21 protein-coding genes and 1 tRNA gene are annotated in these 21,067 nt (G+C 73.6%); 16 read left to right on the top strand and 6 right to left on the bottom strand.

What is annotated here, in order from left to right:
- Positions 1-66: 66 nt before the first annotated feature.
- From ACFIF2_RS27710 to mnhG, 12 genes are all read left to right on the top strand, one after another.
- Positions 67-1,260, top strand: coding sequence for a glycine C-acetyltransferase (locus tag ACFIF2_RS27710; protein ID WP_395575961.1), 1,194 nt, complete (start codon positions 67-69; stop codon positions 1,258-1,260).
- 41 nt (positions 1,261-1,301) lie between these two features.
- Positions 1,302-2,204: a LysR family transcriptional regulator gene (locus ACFIF2_RS27715; RefSeq protein ID WP_395575962.1), complete on the top strand. Its 903-nt coding sequence runs from the start codon at positions 1,302-1,304 to the stop codon at positions 2,202-2,204.
- A gap of 46 nt (positions 2,205-2,250) precedes the next feature.
- Positions 2,251-2,826 (top strand): helix-turn-helix domain-containing protein, encoded by a 576-nt coding sequence (locus tag ACFIF2_RS27720; RefSeq protein ID WP_395575963.1) that lies wholly within the window; start codon positions 2,251-2,253, stop codon positions 2,824-2,826.
- Positions 2,823-3,356: a GNAT family N-acetyltransferase gene (locus ACFIF2_RS27725; RefSeq protein WP_395575964.1), complete on the top strand. Its 534-nt coding sequence runs from the start codon at positions 2,823-2,825 to the stop codon at positions 3,354-3,356. Before ACFIF2_RS27720 ends, ACFIF2_RS27725 begins: the two co-directional genes overlap by 4 nt.
- 30 nt (positions 3,357-3,386) lie before the next feature.
- Entirely contained in the window at positions 3,387-3,746 is a 360-nt protein-coding gene (locus ACFIF2_RS27730; RefSeq protein WP_395575965.1) for an MmcQ/YjbR family DNA-binding protein, read from the top strand.
- A gap of 118 nt (positions 3,747-3,864) precedes the next feature.
- A tRNA-Pro gene (locus ACFIF2_RS27735) sits at positions 3,865-3,938 on the top strand.
- Positions 3,939-4,054: 116 nt separating this feature from the next.
- Positions 4,055-6,970, top strand: coding sequence for a Na+/H+ antiporter subunit A (locus tag ACFIF2_RS27740; RefSeq protein WP_395575966.1), 2,916 nt, complete (start codon positions 4,055-4,057; stop codon positions 6,968-6,970).
- On the top strand, positions 6,967-7,728 hold the full coding sequence (locus ACFIF2_RS27745; RefSeq protein ID WP_395575967.1) for a Na(+)/H(+) antiporter subunit C: 762 nt from the start codon (positions 6,967-6,969) through the stop codon (positions 7,726-7,728). Before ACFIF2_RS27740 ends, ACFIF2_RS27745 begins: the two co-directional genes overlap by 4 nt.
- A complete protein-coding gene (locus ACFIF2_RS27750) occupies positions 7,725-9,377 on the top strand; it encodes a Na+/H+ antiporter subunit D (protein WP_395575968.1) in 1,653 nt (550 codons plus the stop codon). Before ACFIF2_RS27745 ends, ACFIF2_RS27750 begins: the two co-directional genes overlap by 4 nt.
- Positions 9,374-9,973, top strand: a complete 600-nt coding sequence (locus ACFIF2_RS27755) for a Na+/H+ antiporter subunit E (RefSeq protein WP_395575969.1) — start codon at positions 9,374-9,376, stop codon at positions 9,971-9,973. Before ACFIF2_RS27750 ends, ACFIF2_RS27755 begins: the two co-directional genes overlap by 4 nt.
- Positions 9,974-9,999: 26 nt before the next feature.
- Positions 10,000-10,287 carry a monovalent cation/H+ antiporter complex subunit F gene (locus tag ACFIF2_RS27760; protein WP_395576031.1) on the top strand — a complete coding sequence of 96 codons (288 nt, stop codon included), beginning with the start codon at positions 10,000-10,002 and terminating at the stop codon, positions 10,285-10,287.
- On the top strand, positions 10,284-10,649 hold the full coding sequence (mnhG, locus tag ACFIF2_RS27765) for a monovalent cation/H(+) antiporter subunit G (protein ID WP_395575970.1): 366 nt from the start codon (positions 10,284-10,286) through the stop codon (positions 10,647-10,649). The genes ACFIF2_RS27760 and mnhG overlap by 4 nt, the downstream gene beginning before the upstream one ends.
- A gap of 37 nt (positions 10,650-10,686) precedes the next feature.
- On the opposite strand, the gene ACFIF2_RS27770 is transcribed toward mnhG, so the two are convergent.
- From ACFIF2_RS27770 to ACFIF2_RS27790, 5 genes are all read right to left on the bottom strand, one after another.
- The gene (locus ACFIF2_RS27770; protein ID WP_395576032.1) at positions 10,687-11,214 is read right to left on the bottom strand and encodes an NUDIX hydrolase family protein; all 528 of its coding nucleotides are present in this window, start codon (positions 11,212-11,214) and stop codon (positions 10,687-10,689) included.
- 198 nt (positions 11,215-11,412) lie between these two features.
- Positions 11,413-12,291, bottom strand: a complete 879-nt coding sequence (locus ACFIF2_RS27775; RefSeq protein ID WP_395575971.1) for a hypothetical protein — start codon at positions 12,289-12,291, stop codon at positions 11,413-11,415.
- Between the two features lie 104 nt (positions 12,292-12,395).
- Complete coding sequence (locus ACFIF2_RS27780) at positions 12,396-13,046, bottom strand: endonuclease (RefSeq protein ID WP_395575972.1); 651 nt, start codon at positions 13,044-13,046, stop codon at positions 12,396-12,398.
- Positions 13,043-13,381, bottom strand: a complete 339-nt coding sequence (locus ACFIF2_RS27785) for a DUF3140 domain-containing protein (RefSeq protein ID WP_395575973.1) — start codon at positions 13,379-13,381, stop codon at positions 13,043-13,045. Before ACFIF2_RS27785 ends, ACFIF2_RS27780 begins: the two co-directional genes overlap by 4 nt.
- 194 nt (positions 13,382-13,575) lie before the next feature.
- Positions 13,576-14,385: a lysophospholipase gene (locus tag ACFIF2_RS27790; RefSeq protein ID WP_395575974.1), complete on the bottom strand. Its 810-nt coding sequence runs from the start codon at positions 14,383-14,385 to the stop codon at positions 13,576-13,578.
- Positions 14,386-14,536: 151 nt separating this feature from the next.
- Between ACFIF2_RS27790 and ACFIF2_RS27795 the strand changes: the two genes are divergently transcribed.
- The 4 genes from ACFIF2_RS27795 to ACFIF2_RS27810 all read left to right on the top strand — a co-directional run bounded on the left by ACFIF2_RS27795 (position 14,537) and on the right by ACFIF2_RS27810 (position 18,962).
- Complete coding sequence (locus tag ACFIF2_RS27795) at positions 14,537-15,724, top strand: thiolase family protein (protein ID WP_395575975.1); 1,188 nt, start codon at positions 14,537-14,539, stop codon at positions 15,722-15,724.
- Between the two features lie 62 nt (positions 15,725-15,786).
- The gene (locus tag ACFIF2_RS27800) at positions 15,787-17,298 is read left to right on the top strand and encodes a long-chain fatty acid--CoA ligase (RefSeq protein WP_395575976.1); all 1,512 of its coding nucleotides are present in this window, start codon (positions 15,787-15,789) and stop codon (positions 17,296-17,298) included.
- 63 nt (positions 17,299-17,361) lie between these two features.
- The gene (locus ACFIF2_RS27805; RefSeq protein WP_395575977.1) at positions 17,362-18,135 is read left to right on the top strand and encodes a sulfite exporter TauE/SafE family protein; all 774 of its coding nucleotides are present in this window, start codon (positions 17,362-17,364) and stop codon (positions 18,133-18,135) included.
- A 20-nt stretch (positions 18,136-18,155) separates the two neighbouring features.
- Positions 18,156-18,962: a cobalt-precorrin-6A reductase gene (locus ACFIF2_RS27810; RefSeq protein ID WP_395575978.1), complete on the top strand. Its 807-nt coding sequence runs from the start codon at positions 18,156-18,158 to the stop codon at positions 18,960-18,962.
- Here ACFIF2_RS27810 and ACFIF2_RS27815 read toward each other — a convergent pair.
- On the bottom strand, positions 18,949-21,021 hold the full coding sequence (locus ACFIF2_RS27815) for an MDR family MFS transporter (protein WP_395575979.1): 2,073 nt from the start codon (positions 21,019-21,021) through the stop codon (positions 18,949-18,951). The two genes, ACFIF2_RS27810 and ACFIF2_RS27815, sit on opposite strands and share 14 nt — an antisense overlap.
- Between the last annotated feature and the right edge of the window lie 46 nt (positions 21,022-21,067).

A 21,067-nucleotide genomic window follows, 5' to 3' on the forward strand; every position in this document is an offset into this window, starting at 1 on the left:
GACCACCGCGTAAGACGACCGCGTAAGACGTCTGCGTAAGACGTACGTACTCCTAGGAGCTTCACGATGTTCGACTCCGTGCGCGACGACCTGCGCGCCACCCTCGACGAGATCCGCGCCGCCGGCCTGCACAAGCCCGAGCGCGTGATCGGCACCCCGCAGTCCGCGACCGTCGACGTCACCGCCGGCGGCCGCCCCGGCGAGGTCCTCAACTTCTGCGCCAACAACTACCTCGGCCTCGCCGACCACCCCGAGGTCGTCGCCGCCGCCCACGAGGCGCTGGACCGCTGGGGCTACGGCATGGCCTCCGTGCGCTTCATCTGCGGCACCCAGGAGGTCCACAAGGAACTGGAGGCCCGGCTCTCCGCGTTCCTCGGCCAGGAGGACACGATCCTCTACTCCTCCTGCTTCGACGCCAACGGCGGCGTCTTCGAGACCCTCCTCGGCCCCGAGGACGCGGTGATCTCCGACGCCCTCAACCACGCCTCGATCATCGACGGCATCCGCCTGTCCAAGGCCAAGCGCCTGCGCTACGCCAACCGCGACATGGCCGACCTGGAGGCGCAGCTGAAGGCCGCCGGCGACGCCCGCCGCAAGCTGATCGTCACCGACGGCGTCTTCTCCATGGACGGCTACGTCGCCCCGCTCGCCGAGATCTGCGACCTGGCCGACCGCTACGACGCGATGGTCATGGTCGACGACTCGCACGCCGTCGGCTTCGTCGGCCCCGGCGGACGCGGCACCCCCGAACTGCACGGCGTCATGGACCGCGTCGACATCATCACCGGCACCCTCGGCAAGGCCCTCGGCGGCGCCTCCGGCGGCTACGTCGCGGCCCGCGCCGAGATCGTCGCCCTGCTGCGCCAGCGTTCGCGGCCGTACCTCTTCTCCAACACCCTGGCCCCGGTGATCGCCGCCGCCTCCCTCAAGGTCCTCGACCTGCTGGAGTCGGCCGACGACCTGCGGGTGCGGCTGGCCGAGAACACCGCCCTGTTCCGCCGCCGGATGACGGAGGAGGGCTTCGACATCCTGCCCGGCGACCACGCCATCGCGCCGGTGATGATCGGCGACGCGTCGCAGGCGGGCCGCATGGCGGAGCTGCTCCTGGAGCGCGGCGTCTACGTGATCGGCTTCTCCTACCCGGTCGTGCCGCAGGGCCAGGCCCGCATCCGCGTCCAGCTGTCCGCCGCCCACTCCACCGAGAACGTGCACCGCGCGGTGGACGCCTTCGTGGCGGCACGGGCGGAACTGGACGCCTGAGGCGGGCGTGACCTGCGCGTCCGGGTGAGAGAATCGATCCCGTGATCGAAGCGCGGCGGCTGCACATCCTCCGAGCGGTGGCGGACCACCGCACCGTGACGGCGGCTGCCGCCGCGCTGTACCTCACGCCGTCGGCGGTCTCCCAGCAGCTCGCCGCCCTGGAGCAGGAGACCGGCCACCGCCTGGTCGAGCGCGGCGCCAAGGGCGTACGGCTCACCCCGGCCGGCGAGATCCTGCTCAGCCACACCAACGCCGTCCTCGCCCAGCTGGAGCGCGCCGAGGCCGAACTCGCGGCGTACAGCTCGGGCGAGGCCGGGACGGTCACGGTCGCCTCCTTCGCGACCGGCATCGCCCTGGTCGTCGCGCCCGCCCTGACCCGCCTCGCCGCCACGGCGCCCGGCATCCGCATCCGCGTGCGGGACGCGGAGGGCGACGCCAGTCTGCCGATGGTCCTGGACCGGCAGGTGGACGTGGCCGTCGCCGTGGAGTACCGCGGGGCGCCGCCCGCCGACGACCCGCGTCTGACCCACGTGCCCCTGTACGCCGAGCCCTTCGACGCGGTCGTGCCGGTCGGCCACCGCCTCGCCGACGCGGACGAGGTGCCGCTCGCGGAGCTGTCCAAGGACGCCTGGATCGGCCCCTACCCGGGCAATCCCTGCCACGACGTGGTGGTCCTGGCCTGCGAGAACGCCGGTTTCCAGCCGCGCATGGAGCACTCCTCGGACGACTTCCGGGCCGTCGTGTCTCTTGCCGCGGCCGACGCGGGCGTGGCCCTCGTCCCGCGCTCCGCCCTGCACGGTACGGACCTCACGGGCGTCGTCGTCCGTCCGGTCGACGGCATCGCGCCCACCCGCCGCGTCTTCGCGGCCGTACGCCGGGGGGCCGAGGAGCACCCGCTGATCCGCCCGGTCCTGGACGCACTCGACGAGGCGGCGCGGGCGTGAGGTTCCGGTAACCCGCCTGTCTCATATTCGGGATAGCCTCCCGAATATGAGACAGGATGCAGGCGCTCCCGATCCCGTGGACATCCGCCTCGCCGCCCGGCTGGCCGAGCTGCGGGCCGAACGCGGCTGGTCCCTGGACGAGCTGGCGGAACGCAGCTCAGTGAGCCGGTCGACGCTGTCCCGGGCCGAGCGGGCCGAGACCAGCCCCACCGCCTCCGTCCTCAACCGCCTCTGCGCGGTCTACGGACGGACCATGTCGCGCCTGCTCGGCGAGGTCGAGGGGGAGCCGGCGCCGCTGGTGCGGGTCGCGGAACAGCCGCTGTGGGAGGACCGGTCCGCCGGGTTCGTCCGCCGCTCGGTGTCCCCGCCGCACACCGCGCTGCGCGCCGAACTCGTCGAGGGACGGCTGGCCGCCGGCGCCGACATCGCCTACGACCGGCCTCCCGTGCCGGGCCTGGAACAGCACCTCTGGGTGCTGGAAGGGTCCCTGGAGGTGACGGCCCAGGACGTCGCGCACCACCTCGATACCGGGGACTGCCTGCGGATGCGGGTGTGGGGGCCGACCAGGTTCCGGTGCGCCGGGCCCGAGGGCGTCCGCTACGTGCTGGCGGTGGTGCCGTGATCGTGGGCCGCGTCGACGAACACCGGCTGAACGCCCTGGTGGAGGAGCTGGCCGGCCTCCTCGCCGACACCGTCGGGGGCGGCGCCTCCGTCGGCTTCCTCGCCCCGCTCGGCCACGCCGAGGCCGCCGCCTGGTGGCGGGGGCGCGTGGCCGCCGTGGCCGCCGGGCGGCTCGCCGTCTGGGTGGCGTACGAGGGGGAGCGGGTGGCCGGGACGGTGAGTCTCGCCCTGCCGGACAAGCCCAACAGCCGCCATCGCGCCGAGCTGGTCAAGCTCATGGTGGCCCGCCGGGCGCGGGGCCGGGGCCTGGGCCGCCGCCTCCTGGCCGCCGTCGAGGAGGCGGCCGCGGCGGCCGGCGTCACCCTGCTCCACCTGGACACCGAGACGGACAGCCCCGCCGAGCACCTCTACCGCTCGGCCGGATGGACGCGGGCCGGGACCATCCCCGACTACGCGGCGGACCCGGGCGGGCGGCTGCGGTCGACGACGCTGTACTACAAGCGGATCGGCGCCCCGGCCGCCGCCGGGTGATTGTCAGTGGCGGCGGCTACGGTGCCTGACATGCCGGACGCAGAAAACGTACGCCGTATCGCCCTGTCCCTGCCGGACACGACGGAGAAGACCGCCTGGAACATGCCCACCTTCCGGGTCGCGGGCAAGATGTTCGCCACGCTGCCGGAGGACGAGACCTCCCTCGCGGTGCGCTGCCCCAAGGAGGAGCGCGACGAACTCGTGCTGGCCGAGCCGGAGAAGTTCTGGATCGCCGGCCACGAGGCGCAGTTCGCCTGGGTCCGGGCCCGCCTCGCCGCCCTGGAGGGCGAGGACGAGCTGCGCGACATCCTCGCCGACTCCTGGCGCCAGGCGGCCCCGCCCCGCCTGCTGGAGGCCCACCCCCGGCTGGGACTGCCCGCCGGCGGCTGAAATCCCTCCGGGCCGCGCGGCGCGGACCGGGCCGGAAAGCGGTGCGCGACCACCGGCCCGAGTGCGGTATGGTTTTCCTGCGCGTACGGCCGGGGAAACCCCCAGGTCAGACGGGCAACGGGACGTGGCGCAGCTTGGTAGCGCACTTGACTGGGGGTCAAGGGGTCGCAGGTTCAAATCCTGTCGTCCCGACTGGAGACAGTCGCTGATCGAGGGGCGGTTTCGGAGAGATCCGAAACCGCCCCTCGATTGTCTTTCCTGCGGCGTGCCTGGGCGATCAGGCGAGATGCCCGATATATCACTGTCAGGTGTCCGCACTCATCCTCTGCCACTTCGCGCTCGCGCTGTGCGCCGGGCCGCTGGTGAAGTGGTGCGGAACCCGCGCCTTCCTCGTGCTGGCCCTGCCCCCCGCGGCGGCGGCCGTCTGGGCGGCCACCCGGTGGACCACCACGGCCGAGGGCGGCGCGGACACCACGGTGTGGGCCTGGCTGCCGGCCTACCACGTGGACTGGGCGCTGCGGCTGGACGCCCTCGCCGAACTCATGGTGCTGCTCGCCGCGGGCGTCGGCACCCTCGTCCTCGTCTACTGCGCCTCGTACTTCGACGACCGCTCCCGGCAACTGGGCCGGTTCGCCGGCAGTCTCCTCGCCTTCGCCGGCGCGATGCTCGGCCTGGTCCTCGCCGACGACCTGGTCCTGCTCTACATCTTCTGGGAGCTGACCACGGTCTTCTCCTACCTGCTGATCGGCCAGACCAGCGACCACAAGCGCAACCGGCGCAGCGCCCTGCAAGCCCTCACGGTCACCACGCTCGGCGGACTGACCATGCTCGTCGGCTTCCTGATTCTCGGTCACCAGGCGGGCACCTACCGGATCTCCGCGATCCTCGCCGACCCGCCGCCCGCGTCGGCGGCCCTGTCCACGGCGATCACGCTGATCCTCGTCGGCGCCCTGTCCAAGTCCGCGATCTGGCCCTTCAGCCTGTGGCTGCCCAACGCCATGGCCGCCCCCACCCCGGTCAGCGCCTACCTGCACGCCGCCGCGATGGTCAAGGCCGGTGTCTACCTCATCGCCCGGCTCGCCCCTGCCTTCGCGGAGGTCACACCCTGGCGACCGCTCCTGCTGGTCCTGGGCTCCGCGACGATGCTGCTGGGCGGCTGGCGGGCGCTGCGCCTGAACGACCTGAAACTCGTCCTCGCCCACGGCACCGTCAGCCAGCTCGGCTTCCTCACCGTCCTCACCGGCGCGGGCCGCCACGACACCGGCCTCGCCGCCACCGCCATGATCCTCGGCCACGCCCTGTTCAAGGCCCCGCTCTTCCTCGTCACGGGGATCATCGACCACGCCACCGGCACCCGTGACCTGCGCGGACTCTCCGGACTCGGACGGCGGCTGCCCGCCGTGTGCGCGGTCGCCGTGACCGCCGGCCTGTCCATGGCCGCCGTACCGCCGCTGCTCGGCTTCGCCGCCAAGGAGGCCGCCTTCCAGTCCCTCCTGGACGGGACCACCGCCGACCGCTGGGCGCTCGCCGCGACCGTCGTCGGCTCGGCCCTGACCACCGCCTACACCCTGCGCTACCTGTGGGGCGCCTTCGCCCGCAAACCCGGCCTCCCGGACACCGACGCGCACGCCGTCCGCCCGGCCTTCCTCGCACCGCCCGCCGTACTGGCCCTGGCCTGCCTCGTCCTCGGACCCGGCACGGCCTGGCTGCAAGGGCTCCTCGGCACCTACGCCGGGCAGTTCCCCGCACCCGCCCACCCGTACCACCTCGCGCTGTGGCACGGCGCCGGCCTCGCCCTCGGCCTGTCCTGCGCGGCCTGGGCGGGCGGCGTCCTGCTGTTCCTCGCCGCGAGCCCCGTACAGCGGGTGGGGCAGGCCCTCGCCTGGCGCTCCGCCGACCGGATCTTCGGGCGGTCGCTGCTCGCCCTGGAGCGGACCGCCCTGCAGTGCACCGGGTTCGTGCAGCGCGGCTCGCTGTCGGTGTACCTGGTGACGACCATGAGCGTGGTCCTCGCCGGGCAGATCGCCGTCCTGGTCGCCGACGAACCCTGGACCTCGGTGCCCGCGCCGCGGCTGTGGGACCACCCGGCCCAGGGCGGTGTGGCGCTGCTGACCTGCGCCGCCGCCCTGCTGTGCCTGGGGGTGCGGCGCCGGATGAAGGCCGTCGTGCTGGCCGGCCTCACCGGGTACGGCACCGCGCTGCTCTTCGTCGCCCAGGGCGCGCCCGACCTCGCGCTGACCCAGTTCTGCGTGGAGACGGTCTCGATGATCGTCTTCGTGCTCGTGCTGCGCCGGATGCCGGTGCACTTCGAGGAGAGCTACAGCCGCTCGCGGCGCGTCCTGCGGATGCCGGTGGCGCTCGCCGGGGGAGCCGCCGTCGCCGTCGTCGTCTGGATCATGGCCGGGCACCGACGGGCCGAGAGCGCCGGAGCGGCCATGGTCGAGGAGACCGCCCACCACGGGCTCAAGGACGTCGTCGCCACCATCCTCGTCGACCTGCGGGCCTGGGACACCATGGGGGAGTCCGCGGTGCTCGCCGCCGCCGCGATCGGCGTGACCAGCCTCATCTACCTGCACCGCCGCACCGACGACGCCGAACAGCCCGTACTGCCGCTGCCCGGGGACCACCCGCACGCCGGCCTGCGCACCGCCTGGCGGGCCGGCTCGTACGAGTCGGCGGGCCTGCCCAGCGGCGACGAGGGCGCGCCGGAACGCACCTGGCTCGCCGCCAGTTCCACCCTCGCCCCCGAACGGCGCTCCCTCGTACTCGAAGTGGTCGCGCGCCTCATCTTCCACCCCATCCTCGTCCTCTCCGTCTACCTGCTGATGTGCGCGGAGAACCTGCCGGGCGGCGGCTTCGTCGCCGGTCTGACCGCCGGCGTCGCCTTCATCGCCCGCTATCTCGCGGGCGGACGGCACGAACTCGCCGACGCCGTGCCCTTCAAACCGGGCCTGTTCACCGGCCTCGGCCTGTTCCTGTCCACCGGGGTCGCGCTGGGCGGCCTCGCCGAGGGCACCGTGCTGCACGGCTGGACCTGGCACGGCCACCTGCCCGTGTGGGGCGACGCCCACCTGTCCACCGCCGTCCTCTTCGACTGCGGCGTCTACCTCCTCGTCCTCGGCGTGGTCCTCGACATCGTGCGGGCCCTCGGCGCCCGCATCGACCGCCAGATCGAACGGGCCGCCGGCCGGCGCGCCCGGGGACCGGAGGCGGGCACCGCATGACCGTGAGCCTCGCCCTCCTGGTGGCCGCCGCCGTCCTCAGCGCCGTCGGCACCAGCCTGCTGCTGACCCGGTCCCTGACCCGGATCCTGCTCGGCGCGGTCGTCCTCGGCAACGGCGTCAACCTGCTCGTCCTCGCCTCCACCGGCAGCGCGGGCGCCGCGCCGCTGCTCTACCCGTACGTCATCCGCAACCGCGTCACCGATCCGCTGCCGCAGGCCATCGCCCTCACCGCGATCGTCATCACCCTCGCCACCACCGCGTTCCTGCTCGCCATGGCCTACCGCAGCCACCAGGTCACCGGCTCCGACGAGATCAGCGACGACACCGAGGACCGGCTGGTCGCCCTGCGCGCCGAGTTCCTCCACCGGCGCGGCGAACTGCGCGACCGCTACCGCGAGGCACGCGCCGAACCCGGCACCGACCCCGAACTGGACGCCCGCTACCGCGCCGCCCGCAAACGGCTGCGCCGCCGGGTCCGCGAGGAGCGTGCCTACCAGGCCCGCGCCACCGACGTCTCCGGGAACCTGTGGAACGACATCCTCGGCGCCGACCCCGAGGACTACCGCGAGGGGCGGGAGCGGGGCTCCACCGACGCGGCGGGCCGGCCCGGCCCGGCACCGGCACGCGTCGCCGGGCCCTCCAACGACCCCGAGGAGACCGGCCGCGAGCCCGACTCCCGTCCCGGCGAGGACTCCTGCCACCCGCCGCCCGACCAGCCCGACGACCCAGAGGGCGCCGGCACGGAAGGAACCAGGTGAACGCCCTCGTCCCCCTCCCCGTCCTGCTGCCCCTGTGCGTCACGGGCCTGAAGCTGGCCATCGGCCCCCGCCTCCAGCGGTTCCAGCGCTTCATCAGCCTCGCCGTGCTCGGCGCGGTCCTGGTGCTCTCCGTGGTCCTCATGGTGGCCGCCGACCGCGACGGTCCGCTCGTCGTGCACCTCGGCGACTTCGCGCCGCCGGTCGGCATCACCCTCGTCGCCGACCGGCTCGCGGGCCTGATGCTCACCGTGTCCAGCGCCGTCACCCTGCTCGTCCACCTGTACTCGCTGGGCCAGGGCATGGCCGACCGCGACGACCAGACCCCGGTCGGCGTCTTCCACCCCGCCTACCTCATCCTCGTGGCCGGCGTCTCCTGCACCTTCCTGGCCGGAGACCTCGTCAACCTGTACGTCGGCTTCGAGATCATGCTCGTCGCGAGCTTCGTCCTGCTCACCATCGGCGGCACCGCGACCCGCATCCGGGCCGGAGCGACGTACGTGATCATCTCGCTGTTCTCCTCCGTGCTCTTCCTCGTCGCCATCGCCATGACCTACTCGGTCGCCGGGACCGTGAACTTCGCCCAGCTCGCGGGACGGCTCCAGGAGGTCCCGGTCGGCGCGCGCACCCTGCTGGAGGCCATGCTGCTGACGGTCTTCGCCATCAAGGCCGCGGTGTTCCCGCTCGCCGCCTGGCTGCCCGACTCCTACCCGACCGCGCCCGCACCGGTCACCGCCGTCTTCGCCGGACTGCTCACCAAGGTCGGCGTCTACTCGATGCTGCGCACCCAGACCCTGCTCTTCCCCGGCCACCGCCTCGGCGACCTGCTGATGCTCGCCGCGCTCGCCTCCATGGTGATCGGCATCCTCGGCGCGGTCGCCCAGACCGACCTGAAACGCGTGCTGTCCTTCACCCTCATCAGCCACATCGGCTACATGGTCTTCGGCATCGCGCTCGCCGGACGCGGCTCGATCAGCGGGGCGATCGTGTACGTGGCCCACCACATCACCGTGCAGACCACCCTCTTCCTCGTCGCCGGCCTCATCGAGCGGCGCGGCGGCACCACGGAACTCACCCGCCTCGGGGGCCTGGCGGAGACCGCGCCGCTGCTCGCCGTGCTGTTCTTCGTGCCCGCCATGAACCTCGCCGGCATCCCCCCGCTGTCCGGGTTCATCGGCAAGCTGGGCCTGATGCGGGCGGGCGTCGACAACGGCGGCGGCTGGGCGTGGGCGCTGGTCGCCGGGTCCGCCGCCACCAGCCTGCTCACCCTGTACGTCATGGCGAAGGTCTGGAACCTCGCGTTCTGGCGCGACGCGCCACCCGGGTACGACGGCGAGGGCAGGGTGCTGGAGTCCGCCGAGGACGAGCCGGGCGACGACGAGGACGACAAGGCCGGCCGGGCGGGGGCCGGGAGCGGCGCCGGGAGCGGCCTGCCGGAACCGGCGGGTGCCGTGGTCCCGGCGGGCTTTCTGGGCCAGACCATCATCACCACCAAGCGGCTGCCCTGGCCGATGCTGGTGGCGACCGGCGCCGCCGTCGCCCTCGGCCTGACGTACACCGTGCTCGGCGGCCCCCTCACCACCTTCACCGAGGCCGCCGCCGGTGAACTCCTCGCCCGTACCCCCTACGTCGAGGCGGTGCTCGGCCGGTGAGCGACCTCTTCCGTGACCGCTCCCCCTACAGCTGGTCCTTCCGCGTCGGCCGCGGCAGGCGCATCCTCGACCTGCCGCTCATCGCCTGGCTCACCGTCATCTGGGTCCTGCTGTGGGGCACCCTGTCCTGGGCCAACCTCGTCAACGGCGTCGTCGTCGCGGTGTGCCTGTGCCTCGCCTTCCCGCTGCCGGCCGTCGACCTCGGCCTCAGGCTGCGCCCGCTGGGCATCCTGCGGCTCGCGGCCTACCTGCTGTACGACATGTTCTCCTCCAGCGTCGAGGTCACGCGGCAGATCTTCGCGAAGGGCACCTACCACGCCGCGGTCGTCGCCGTCCCGCTGCGGGTGCGCAGCGACCTGATGCTCACGGCCACCGCCGTCGCCGTCTCCAACGTCCCCGGCGGTTCGGTGATCGAGGTGCGCCGCTCGACGGCCACCCTGTTCCTGCACGTCCTGGACGCCGACGACCCCGGCGAGATCGAGAGCGCCCAGCGGTCGGTGTGGCGCATGGAGGAACTCGTCGCCCGCGCCTTCGGCACCGCCGAGGACGTCGCCCACGTCGCCCGCCCCGCACCGGAAGGGGACCCCTCGCCGTGACCACCCTGCACGCCGTCGAGGAGGCCATGCTGGTCGCCTCGCTCGTGATGATCCTCGTCGCCGGGGCGCTGCTGCTGTACCGCGTCTGGTACGGGCCCTCGATGCTGGACCGCGCGGTCGCCCTGGACGTGGCCGCGGCCCTCATCATCGCCGGCATCGCCGTCAAGTCCGCCCACGACGGCGACGCCTTCTACTTCCCGGTGATGCTGGTGCTCGCCTTCCTCGGCTTCACCGGGTCGGTGGGCATCGCCCGCTTCATCGCCGTACGCGACCGGCCCTCGCTGCGGGCGGACGGCACGGAGGACCACCGGTGAGCGCCTGGGCCGAGGCCGCCGACCTGGCCGGGGCGGTGCTGCTGTTCCTCGGCTGCCTGCAGTGCCTGCTCGGCGTGATCGGGATGCTCCGCTTCCCCGACGTGCTCTCCCGCAGCCACGCCGCCACCAAACCGCAGACCCTCGGGACGCTCCTCGTCCTGGTCGGCGTGGCGCTGCGGCTGCGCCACGGCATCGACATGGGCACGCTCGCGCTCATCGTCTTCTTCCAGTTCCTCACCGGACCGGTCGCCTCCCACCTGGTGGCCCGCTCCGCCTACCGCACCGGGCAGACGGGGTCCCGGGGCCTGCTCCGGGACGACCTGGACCCGCAGCTGAGCGACGGGGAGCGGCCGGGGGAGTAGGGGCCGGGGCGGCCGGCGGAACAAGGGCGGGGAACGGTCAGATCACGCAGCCCACGTGGGCCAGCGCCTGCTTCAGCAGCACCCCGTGCCCGCCCGGCATCTCGCTCTGCACCGCCTCGGACAGGGCCTCCCGCGGGTCGAACCAGACCAGGTCCAGCGCGTCCTGCCGGGGCCGGCAGTCACCGGCCACCGGCACGACGTAGGCGAGGGAGACCGCGTGCTGCCGGGGATCGTGGTACGGCGTGACACCGTGGGTGGGGAAGTACTCGGCCACCGTGAACGGCTGCAGCGAGGACGGCACCCGCGGCAGCGCCACCGGGCCGAGGTCCTTCTCCAGATGCCGCAGCAGGGCGTCCCGGACCCGCTCGTGGTGCAGCACCCGGCCGGAGACCAGCGTCCGGCTGACCGTCCCGTCCGGTCCGATGCGCAGGAGCAGGCCGACGCTGGTCACTTCTCCGCTGTCGTCGACGCGCACGGGTACGGCCTCGACGTACAGGATCGGCATGCGCGCGCGTGCCATCTCCAGTTCGTCGGTCGACAGCCAGCCCGGCGTGGTCTCGGTCATGTCAGACATCGCTTGATCATACTTTCAGCCGTTCCCGCTTCCCGGGCGGCGCTCCGGGACTGTGACCGGTGCCACGCCGCTCGGCGTCGTCCGCCGCTCCATTGTGCCGACCGGTGATCACACTGTCCGGGTTTCGCGTGAAACGCGGGCCGGGGCAGGGCGGCGGGGGCCCGGTCGACGGGTGGCCTCGCGTGCGCGTCAGTCCAGGTCGGTGGGTTGCGGCGAGGGAGTCCCGCCGTCCAGGACGGTCTTCAGGCGCTCGGTGCCCTGGCGGACCGCCTGCTCGACGGAGGCCGCCTCGTCGCCGTCCAGGCCGCCGCCGGTGACGGTGAGGGCGGCGGTCCCGACGCGGATGGCGACGACGTCCAGCGAGAGGGTGGCCGGGTTGTCCGCGGCGGTGCCCCGCACGGTCACGTGCAGGCCCTCGCGGGCGTCGCCCACCTCGGGCACCGAGGCCTCGGTCACCTCGACCGTCCGCTCCTCACCCGCGTCGTCGGTCGCGGTGAACCGGTCGCACGTCTGCGGCAGGGAGTCGAGCCACTCGAAACGGTCGTCCAGCCCGGCGCGGTCGTAGCCGGCGACCTGCTCCAGCAGGCGTGAGTCGCCCTGCTCGAACCCGGTGAGCGCCGACGGGCCGGACGGCTCGCCCAGCAGGTCGTCGCGGTAGAGGGCGTCGAGCAGTTCCTGGCACTCGGCCGCGTCGGCCTTGGCGGTGAGGAAGTCGGAGACGTCGACCTCGCCGACCAGGAGCCGGTCGCGCCACTTGTCCGCGTCCTGGACCTGGTTCCAGTCGCCCTCCAGGTCGGCCTCGGTGAGCAGGGCCGCCTTCGCGCCGGACTCGGTGAGGGCCGAAGGGGAGGCGGTGGGCGACCCGGCGGGGGAGTCCGTCGGCACCGTCGTGGGGGAGCCCGTGGGCTGCCTCTTCGCCGCGTCCCGCTCCGCGGCCCGGGCCTGGGCGGCGGTGTCCGAGGCGGCCTTCTGCCCGCCGTCGTCCGAGCAGGCCGCTGTGGTCAGCAGCGCGCCCGCCGCCAGGGCGGAGGCCACGAGACGGACGGGGTGGGACGGACGACGGCTCATCGCGGGATGCCTCCTGGGACGGGAAACGGTGTCCTCAGCGCACCACCGCACCCGCGGGCCCACCAGCCGCACGGGGTTGTTCGGGTGAGGGGCCCCGGCCGCGCTCACCCCGCGCGGCCGAGGGTGTCCCGCACGACCTCCTCGTCCACCGCCGCGCGCACCAGCGCCGCCGCCAGGACGGCCGGTTCCGCGCCGTCGGCCAGGTCCAGGAGCCGGTCCGGGTCCTCCGGCAGGCCGAGGCGCCCGGCGCCCTGGAGGGCCTTGCGGTCCAGGAAGGGAGCCGCCTCGGTCCACACGCGCTGGGCCTCGCGCAGGAAGATGTCCGCGCCGGTCGGACCGACCCCGGGGAACTCCTGGAGCAGCCGCCGTACGTCCGTGACCCGGCCGTCCGCCTCATCGCGCAGCCGGCGCAGGTCTGCGCCCCACCGCTCGGTCAGCAGGCGGGCCGCGTCACCGAGCTGGGTGGCGGTGCGCTCGTCGTAGCGGCGGTAGCCGCCCCGGCCGAGCGCGTCCACCCGCTCCTGCCGGTCGGCGCCGGCCATGCGGCGCGGGTCGCGCAGCCCCGCCTCGTACAGGGCGCGGGCGGTGGCCACGGCGACCGAGCCGCGGATACGGGCGCTGAGCAGATGGGCGAGGACCAGCAGTCGGTACAGCGGCTGCGGGGTGTCCTCGAGCCGGATACCCGCTTCCTCGGCGTACGTCCGCCCGTGCGCGTCGACGAGTGTGCTGACGATCCGCCGCTGGTCACGGCTCACGGCTGGGGTTTCAGCGGGTCGTGACCGACCGTCATCAGCCGGTGCCGCAGCCGGGTGTCCCCGGCCCGCGGTTCGTTCTCCAGGTCGGCCTGCGACGTCACGAGGTCCACCACCTCGCGCATCGCGCGGAGGTCGTCCCCGGTCAGGTCGGTGCGCCGCTTCTGCAGGATCGCGAGGACGTGCTGTCCGAGCGGCGGGCCCGCGTCGTCCGGCAGGGGTTCCGTCGACTGGCCCGCGTCGCGGACCCGGAGCCAGTCCGCCAGCTCCGCGGAGGTCATGTTCACCACGCGGTGGAAGTCCTCCCACAGCGCGTCGAGTTCCAGGGCGTCGGCCATGAGGTGCCCCACTTCTCGTCGTGTTCCGTCGTGCGGATGTGCGTACTGCGGTCGTACGGAGCAGGGCGACGCGCTCCTCCTCGCGGGGTCCCGAGGGCTGCGCGGCGCGACCACTCCGTGCGGGCGCGGGTGCCCGGGGCACGCCGGGGCAAACGCCCCGCCGAGGCCACCCGAAGGGCGGGTCCGGCGGCCCGTCAGCGGGCCAGTACGCGGTCCAGGAAACCCGTGACGTCCGCGAACACCTCGGCCCGGTTCGTCTCGTTGAAGAGCTCGTGCCGGGCGCCCGGGTAGATCCGCTCGGTGAGAGCGTCGCCGGCGAGCCGCTCCACGCCGACGCGGCTGCCGGGCAGCGGCACCAGCCGGTCGTCGTCGCCGTGCACCCACAGCAGAGGGAGCCCGCCGACGTCGCCGCCCTCGGCCACGGTCTCCAGGGTCCGTACGAACGCCTGGGCCGTCGGGCGCTTCATCGGGCCGTGCCACACCAGCGGGTCCGCCGCGTAGGCCGCGCCGACCGCCGGGTCACGGGAGAGCGCGGCCGGACTGATCGGGGTGTCCGGGATCTCCTCCAGGGCGAGCAGCCGGCGGGGCAGCTCCCAGTCGCCGATGACGGGCCCGGAGAGCACCAGCGCGGTCAGTACGCCCGGGTGGCGCTGGGCGTAGCGGGAGGCGATCAGGCCGCCCATCGAGTGCCCGATCATGACCACCGGCAGCTCCGGGTGCCGGCCGCGGGCCCACCCGGCCACGGTGTGCACGTCGGTGACGACGTCCTCGAAGTCCTCGATCAGCACCCGTTCGCCGTCCGACCGGCCGTGCCCGGTGTGGTCGGCGCCGTACACGGCCGCCCCGTGCCGCGTCAGGACGCCGGCCAGCTCCTCGTAGCGGCCGACGTGCTCGCCGTAGCCGTGCACCAGCAGCGCCACGTACGACGGCCGCTCGGCGGGCCACGCGCGGGCGGCGAGCCGTCCCCGGGTTCCGGTCAGGGCGTGTTCGCGGGCCTCGGTCATGTCTCCTCCGGCTGCGTCGGTGAAGGTCACCGGAGGATCTTCCCAGGGAGCCGCCCGGCGGTCTATAGTCCGAAACTAGCAGTGCTAATTAAAGTGCCCGGCCCGGCGCCGCTCGCCCGGCCGCCGAGCGTCGACGGTCAGGAGTCCCCTCGTGCGTCCCGTCCACTTCGCGGCCGCCCGCCGCACCCCGATCGGCAAGCTCCGCGGCGCCCTGTCCACCGTGCGGCCCGACGACCTCGCCGCCGCCGTGATCCGGGGCCTGATCGCCGACGTACCCGCGCTCGACCCGGCCCGCGTCGACGACGTGTACTGGGGCGCCGCCAACCAGGCGGGCGAGGACAACCGCAACGTCGCCCGCATGGCCGCCATGCTCGCGGGCCTGCCCGAGACCGTGCCCGGCGCCACCGTGAACCGGCTGTGCGCCTCCGGCCTCGAGGCCGTCACCACCGCCGCCCGCACCATCGCCGCGGGCGAGGCCGACATCGTGCTCGCGGGCGGTTCGGAGTCGATGAGCCGCGCCCCCTTCGTCCTGCCCCGCCCCGACGAGGCCCTGCCGCACCGCGTCGAGACCGCCGACACCCGGCTCGGCTGGCGCCTGGTCAACCCGGCGATGAAGGACCTGCACGGCCTGCTGGCCATGGGCGAGACCGCCGAGGAGGTCGCCGAGCGGTACGGCATCGGGCGCGAACGCCAGGACGCGTTCGCCCTGCGCAGCCACCGCCTCGCCGCCGAGGCCCGCAAGAACGGCCACTTCGACGACGAACTCCTTCCCGTCACCCGCGCCGACGGCGTGGTCGTCGACGCCGACGAGTGCGTCCGCGAGGACACCTCCGCCGAGAAGCTGGGCCGCCTGAAGCCGGTCTTCCGCCCCGGCGGCACGGTCACCGCGGGCAACGCCTCCCCGATGAACGACGGCGCCGCCGGCCTCCTCCTGGTCAGCGAGGAGGCCCTGAACGACCTCGGTCTGGAGTCGCTCGGCCGCTACGTGGCCGGCGGATCGGCCGGCGTCCACCCGGATGTCATGGGCATCGGCCCGGTCCCCGCCACCCGCAAGGTCCTCGCCCGCGCCGGCTGGAGCGTCGACGACCTCGCCGAGGCCGAGTTCAACGAGGCGTTCGCCGCCCAGGCCCTGGCCTGCGTCGACCAGCTGGGCATCGATCCCGGCCTGGTCAACCCATCCGGCGGCGCCATCGCGCTGGGCCACCCGCTCGGCTGCTCCGGCGCCCGCCTCCTCACCACCCTGCTCCACCGCATGCGCCGCACGGGAGCGGCCCGCGGGCTCGCCACGATGTGCGTCGGCGTGGGGCAGGGCAGCGCGGTGCTCGTCGAGCGGCACTAGCCGGCCGTACGCCGTCCCCCCGACCCCTCTGCAGAGCCGCAGCAAGGAACGGAGCAACACCCATGGCAACCCTGTCCGTCGCCGCCATCCTCGCCGAGAACGCCCGGCGCCGCCCCGACAAGGAGGCCCTGGTCGAGGGCGACCTGCGGCTGACCTTCGCCGAGGTGTGGCGACGGGCCCGGGCCCAGGCCGGCGCCCTCACCGGCCTGGGCGTCGGGCCGGGCGACCGGGTCGCGCTGATGGCACCGAACACCGCCGACTTCCCGCAGGCGTACTACGCGATCGCCGCGGCCGGCGGCGTGGTCGTCCCGGTCCACCTGCTGCTGTCGCCCGGCGAGGTCGAGCACGTCCTGCGCGACAGCGGCGCCACGCTGCTGCTGTGCCACCCGGCGCAGGCGGAGACCGGAGCGGCCGCCGCGCGGGAGACGGGCGTACGGATGATCACCCTGGGCGACGAACTGGACAAGCTGGCGGCCGACGCCGAGCCGCTGCCCTCGTACGTCACCCGGAACGCCGACGACCCGGCCGTCGTCTTCTACACCAGCGGCACCACCGGCGTCCCCAAGGGCGCCGTGCTCAGCCACTTCAACCTGGTGATGAACGCGACCGTCAACGCCTTCGACGCCAACGACATCCGGCCCGACGACATCGCGCTCGGCGCGCTGCCCCTGTTCCACGCCTTCGGCCAGACCGTCTCCCTGAACTCCACCTGGCGCGCCGGAGCCACCCTCGTCCTGCTGCCCCGTTTCGACGCGGCCCGCGCGATCGAGCTGATGGTGAAGGAGAAGGTCAACACCTTCCACGGGGTACCGACCATGTTCGTCGCCCTCGCCGCCGCGGCTGCCGGAGCCGAGGCCCTGCCCGGCCTGCGGGTGTGCGTCTCCGGCGGCGCCTCGCTGCCCGTGGCCGTGCTGGAGCGGTTCGAGGAGGCGTTCGGCGCGCGGATCTACGAGGGGTACGGGCTGTCGGAGACCTCCCCGGCGGCGGCCGTCAACCAGCCCGTGTTCGGCGCCAGGGCCGGCACCATCGGCCACCCCCTGTGGGGCGTCGACGTGGAGATCGCCCGCGCGGAGAACGAGAGCGCCGTCGAACTGCTGCCGCCCGGCGAGCTGGGCGAGGTCGTCGTGCGCGGCCACAACGTCTTCAGCGGCTACCTCGGCCGTCCCGAGGCCACCGCCGAGGCGCTCGTCGACGGCTGGTTCCGTACCGGGGACCTCGGCACCAAGGACGACGAGGGGTTCCTCAGGATCGTCGACCGCAAGAAGGACGTCATCATCCGCGGCGGCTACAACGTCTATCCGCGCGAGGTCGAGGAGGTGCTGGCGCGCCACCCCGGCGTCGCCCAGGTCGCCGTCATCGGCCTCCCGGACGACCTGCACGGCGAGGAGGTGTGCGCCGTCGTCGTCCCCGCCCCGGGCGCCGCGCCGGACGCCGCCGGGATCACCGAGTGGTCCAAGCAGTACCTCGGCAGGTACAAGTACCCGCGCCGTGTGCTGTTCGCCGACGAACTGCCCCTGGGGCCCAGCATGAAGGTGCTGAAGCGGGAGCTGCGGGCGCGGTACGCCGGGCGCTAGGGATCATCCGGCGGGACGGTCCTCACGGCCCCGGGCGGGGTGCGCATAGCATCGGTGTCCGCAATGGACACGATGACCCTGTGGCACCTCACCCCCTGGCAGTTCGCCGCCCTCGCCTTCGCGGCCCTACTCGTCGGCTTCTCCAAGACCGCCGTGAGCGGGGCCAACACCGTCAGCCTGGCGATCTTCGCGGCGGTCCTGCCCGCCCGCGCCTCCACCGGCATCCTGCTGCCGGTCCTCATCGCCGGCGACATCCTGGCCGTCCTCACCTACCGGCGCCACGCGCACTGGCCCACGCTGTGGCGGCTGTTCCCGGCGGTGGCGGTCGGCGTGGTCGCGGGCACCCTGTTCCTGGTGTGGGCCGACGACGCGATCGTCCGGACGTCGATCGGCGTGATCCTGCTGTTCATGGCCGGGGTGACGGTGTGGCGCCGGCGGCAGGCCGACACGGACGGGCGGCCCGAGGAGATCGCCTCCCGGGCCGGACGCGTGAAGGCCCGCTCGTACGGCGTCCTCGGCGGTTTCACCACGATGGTCGCCAACGCGGGCGGCCCGGTGATGTCGATGTACCTGCTCTCCGCGGGCTTCCGCAAGCTCGGTTTCCTGGGGACGTCGGCCTTCTTCTTCCTGATCGTCAACGTCTCCAAGGTGCCCTTCAGCGCCGGGCTCGGGCTGATCGACGGCCGCTCGCTGCTGCTCGACGCCGCGCTCGTGGTGTTCGTGGTGCCCGGCGCGCTGCTCGGCAAGTGGGCCGTGCACCACATCGACCAGCGCCTGTTCGAGCAACTGGTGATCGCGGCGACGGTGGTGGGGGGCCTCCAGCTGCTGGTCCACTGACGGCCCGTACGCTCGACGCCATGTCCCGCCCCCACCCGGCCGGCGAGCCCGCGCCCCGGCACGTGCTGATCCTCGGCGGCACCACCGAGGCCCGCCGCCTGGCCGCCGAGCTGGCCGAGCGGCCCTGCGTCCGCGTCACCACCTCCCTCGCCGGACGCGTGACCCGGCCGGGCTCCCTCGCCGGGGAGGTGCGGACCGGTGGCTTCGGCGGAGCCGAGGGGCTGGCCGCCTGGCTGCGCGGGCGGCACGTGGACGCCCTCGTCGACGCGACCCACCCCTTCGCGGGGACGATCACGGCGAACGCGGTCCGCGCCGCGGCGGCCACCGGCACGCCCGCGGTGATCCTGCGCCGCCCGGGCTGGCAGGCCGGGCCCGGCGACCTGTGGCATCCGGTCGCCTCCCTCGCCGAGGCGGCCGACGCGCTCCCGGCCCTCGGCCGCCGCGTGTTCCTGACCACCGGCCGCCTGGGCCTGGCCGCCTTCGCCCACCTCTCCGGCCTGCACTTCGTCGCCCGCTCCGTGGAACCTCCCGAACCGCCGCTTCCGCCGGACACCCGCGTCCTGCTGGCCCGCGGACCGTTCACGCCGGCCGGCGAGCGGGACCTCCTGCGCGCGCACCGCGTCGACGTACTGGTGACCAAGGACAGCGGGGGAGCGGCCACCGCCGCCAAGCTCACGGCGGCGCGGCAGCTGGCCCTCCCGGTGGTGGTCGTCCGCAGGCCCCCGCTGCCCGAGGACGCGGACGCCGTGGCCCACGTGGTGGCCGACGTGCCGGCGGTGCTGGAGTGGCTGGGCCGGCGGGAGCGGCCGAGGCTCAGCGGGCGGTGACCGGCTGACGCGCGCGGTCCGGCAGACCGCTGTTCAGGTCCTCGACCAGCAGTCGCTTGGCGATGGCGTCGACCGCGGCGCGCAGGTCCGTGTCCGAGGGGCGCCCGATGTCCTGCTCCACCCGGTCCTCCAGCCACGTGGACCAGGCCCGCCCGATCACCAGCGCCTCCCGGGCACCCGCGTCGGTGTGCGAGAGCAGCGAGCCGTGGCGGGTCAGGAACCCCTCCTCGACCATGCGGTCGAAGACCGGGAGCAGCACCTCCGGCGGCAGCCGGCGGCGGGCGGCGATCAGCCCGAGGCTGGCGTGCCCGACCAGCCGTGTGAACAGCTCGACCTGCATCACGGCCCAGGCACCGGCGACATCGAGCCGGGTGTCGCTGTCCGCGATGATCCGGCGGGCGGTGTCCAGCTCCGTACCGCCGATGATCTTCCCCACGGTGGCCTCCAGCACGCGCCTGCTGTCCGCGTCGTGCGGTGAGGCGAAGCCCTCGCCCATGTCCGTGGAGCCCGCGCGGGCGCTGTCACGCAGTTGGACCTGCTTGAGGAACAGGGCGACCAGGAAACCGAGCGCCGCGACCGGCACCGTCCACAGGAACACGGTCTGGATGGTGTCGGCGTACGCGCCCACGATCGGCGCCGAGGCGTCCGGGGGCAGCCGGTGGACGCCTTCCGGACTGGTCGCCGCCGTGCCGAGGGTGTCCGGGTCGGCGGCGCCGGTCCGCGCGGCTTCGGAGACACCGTCGCGCAGGTTGGGTCCGAGGGCGTTGGCGTAGATGGTGCCGAACACGGCGGTGCCGAAGGAACTGCCCAGCGTACGGAAGAAGGTGACGCCGGAGGTCGCGGTGCCGAGGTCGGAGTAGTCGACGGTGTTCTGCACGGCGATGGTCAGCACCTGCATGGACAGGCCGATGCCGGCGCCCAGCACGAACATGTACAGCGACTCCAGCCAGGCTCCCGTGGACGTGTCCATCAGGGACATCAGATACAGGCCGACGCCCATCACCAGCGTGCCCACGATCGGGAACAGCCGGTACCGCCCCGTCCTGCTGACCACGCTGCCGCTGAAGACGGAGAAGACCAGCAGCCCCGCCACCATCGGCAGCGTCCGCACGCCCGAGACGGTGGCCGAGTCGCCGTCGACGTACTGGAGGTAGGTCGGCAGGTACGTCAGGGCGCCGAGCATCGCGAAGCCGACGATGAAGCTGAGGATCGAGCAGACCGTGAACACCGGGTTGGAGAACAGCCGCATCGGCAGCATCGGCTGCGCCGCCCGGCTCTCCACCCGGCAGAACAGGGCCAGCGCGACCAGCCCGCCCGCGAACAGGCCGAGGATGACCCCCGAGCCCCACGCGTACTCGTTGCCTCCCCAGCTCGTCGCGAGGATGAGCGCGCTCGCCCCCACCGCCACCAGTGCGATGCCCAGGTAGTCGATGACGGGCCGGACGGCCGACTTCACCACCGGGATGGTGCGGGCGGCGGCGATGACGACGACGACCGCGATGGGCACGTTGACGTAGAACGCCCAGCGCCAGGACAGGTGGTCGGTGAACAGCCCGCCCAGCAGCGGCCCGATGACCGTCGCCACGCCGAACACCGCGCCGATCGCGCCCTGGTACTTGCCGCGTTCCCGCAGCGGGATGACGTCGGCGATCAGCGCCATCGACGTGACCATCAGACCGCCCGCGCCGACGCCCTGCATCGCCCGCCAGACGATCAGCAGGGGCATGCTCGTGGCCAGCCCGCACAGGAACGAGCCCGTGATGAACACGACCGCCGAGACCTGGAAGACGACCTTGCGGCCGAACATGTCGCCGAACTTGCCGACCAGGACCGTCGCCACGGTCTCCGCGAGCAGGTAGGAGGTCACCACCCACGACATGTGCTCGCCGCCGCCGAGGTCCGACACGATCGTGGGCAGCGCGGTGCCGACGATCGTCTGGTCCAGGGCCGCGAGCAGCATGCCCAGCATGATCGTGACGAAGACGACGTTGCGGCGGCGCCGGTCCAGCACCGGCGGCTGGGCGGCTGCGGTCCGTGGCGTTCCCTCGGCGACTGTCACACGGTCACGATCACACCCGTGCACCGGCCACGCATGCGGGGACGGT

The organism is Streptomyces sp. BK79 (assembly GCF_044142145.1).
In the GTDB taxonomy this organism is placed as follows: domain Bacteria; phylum Actinomycetota; class Actinomycetes; order Streptomycetales; family Streptomycetaceae; genus Streptomyces.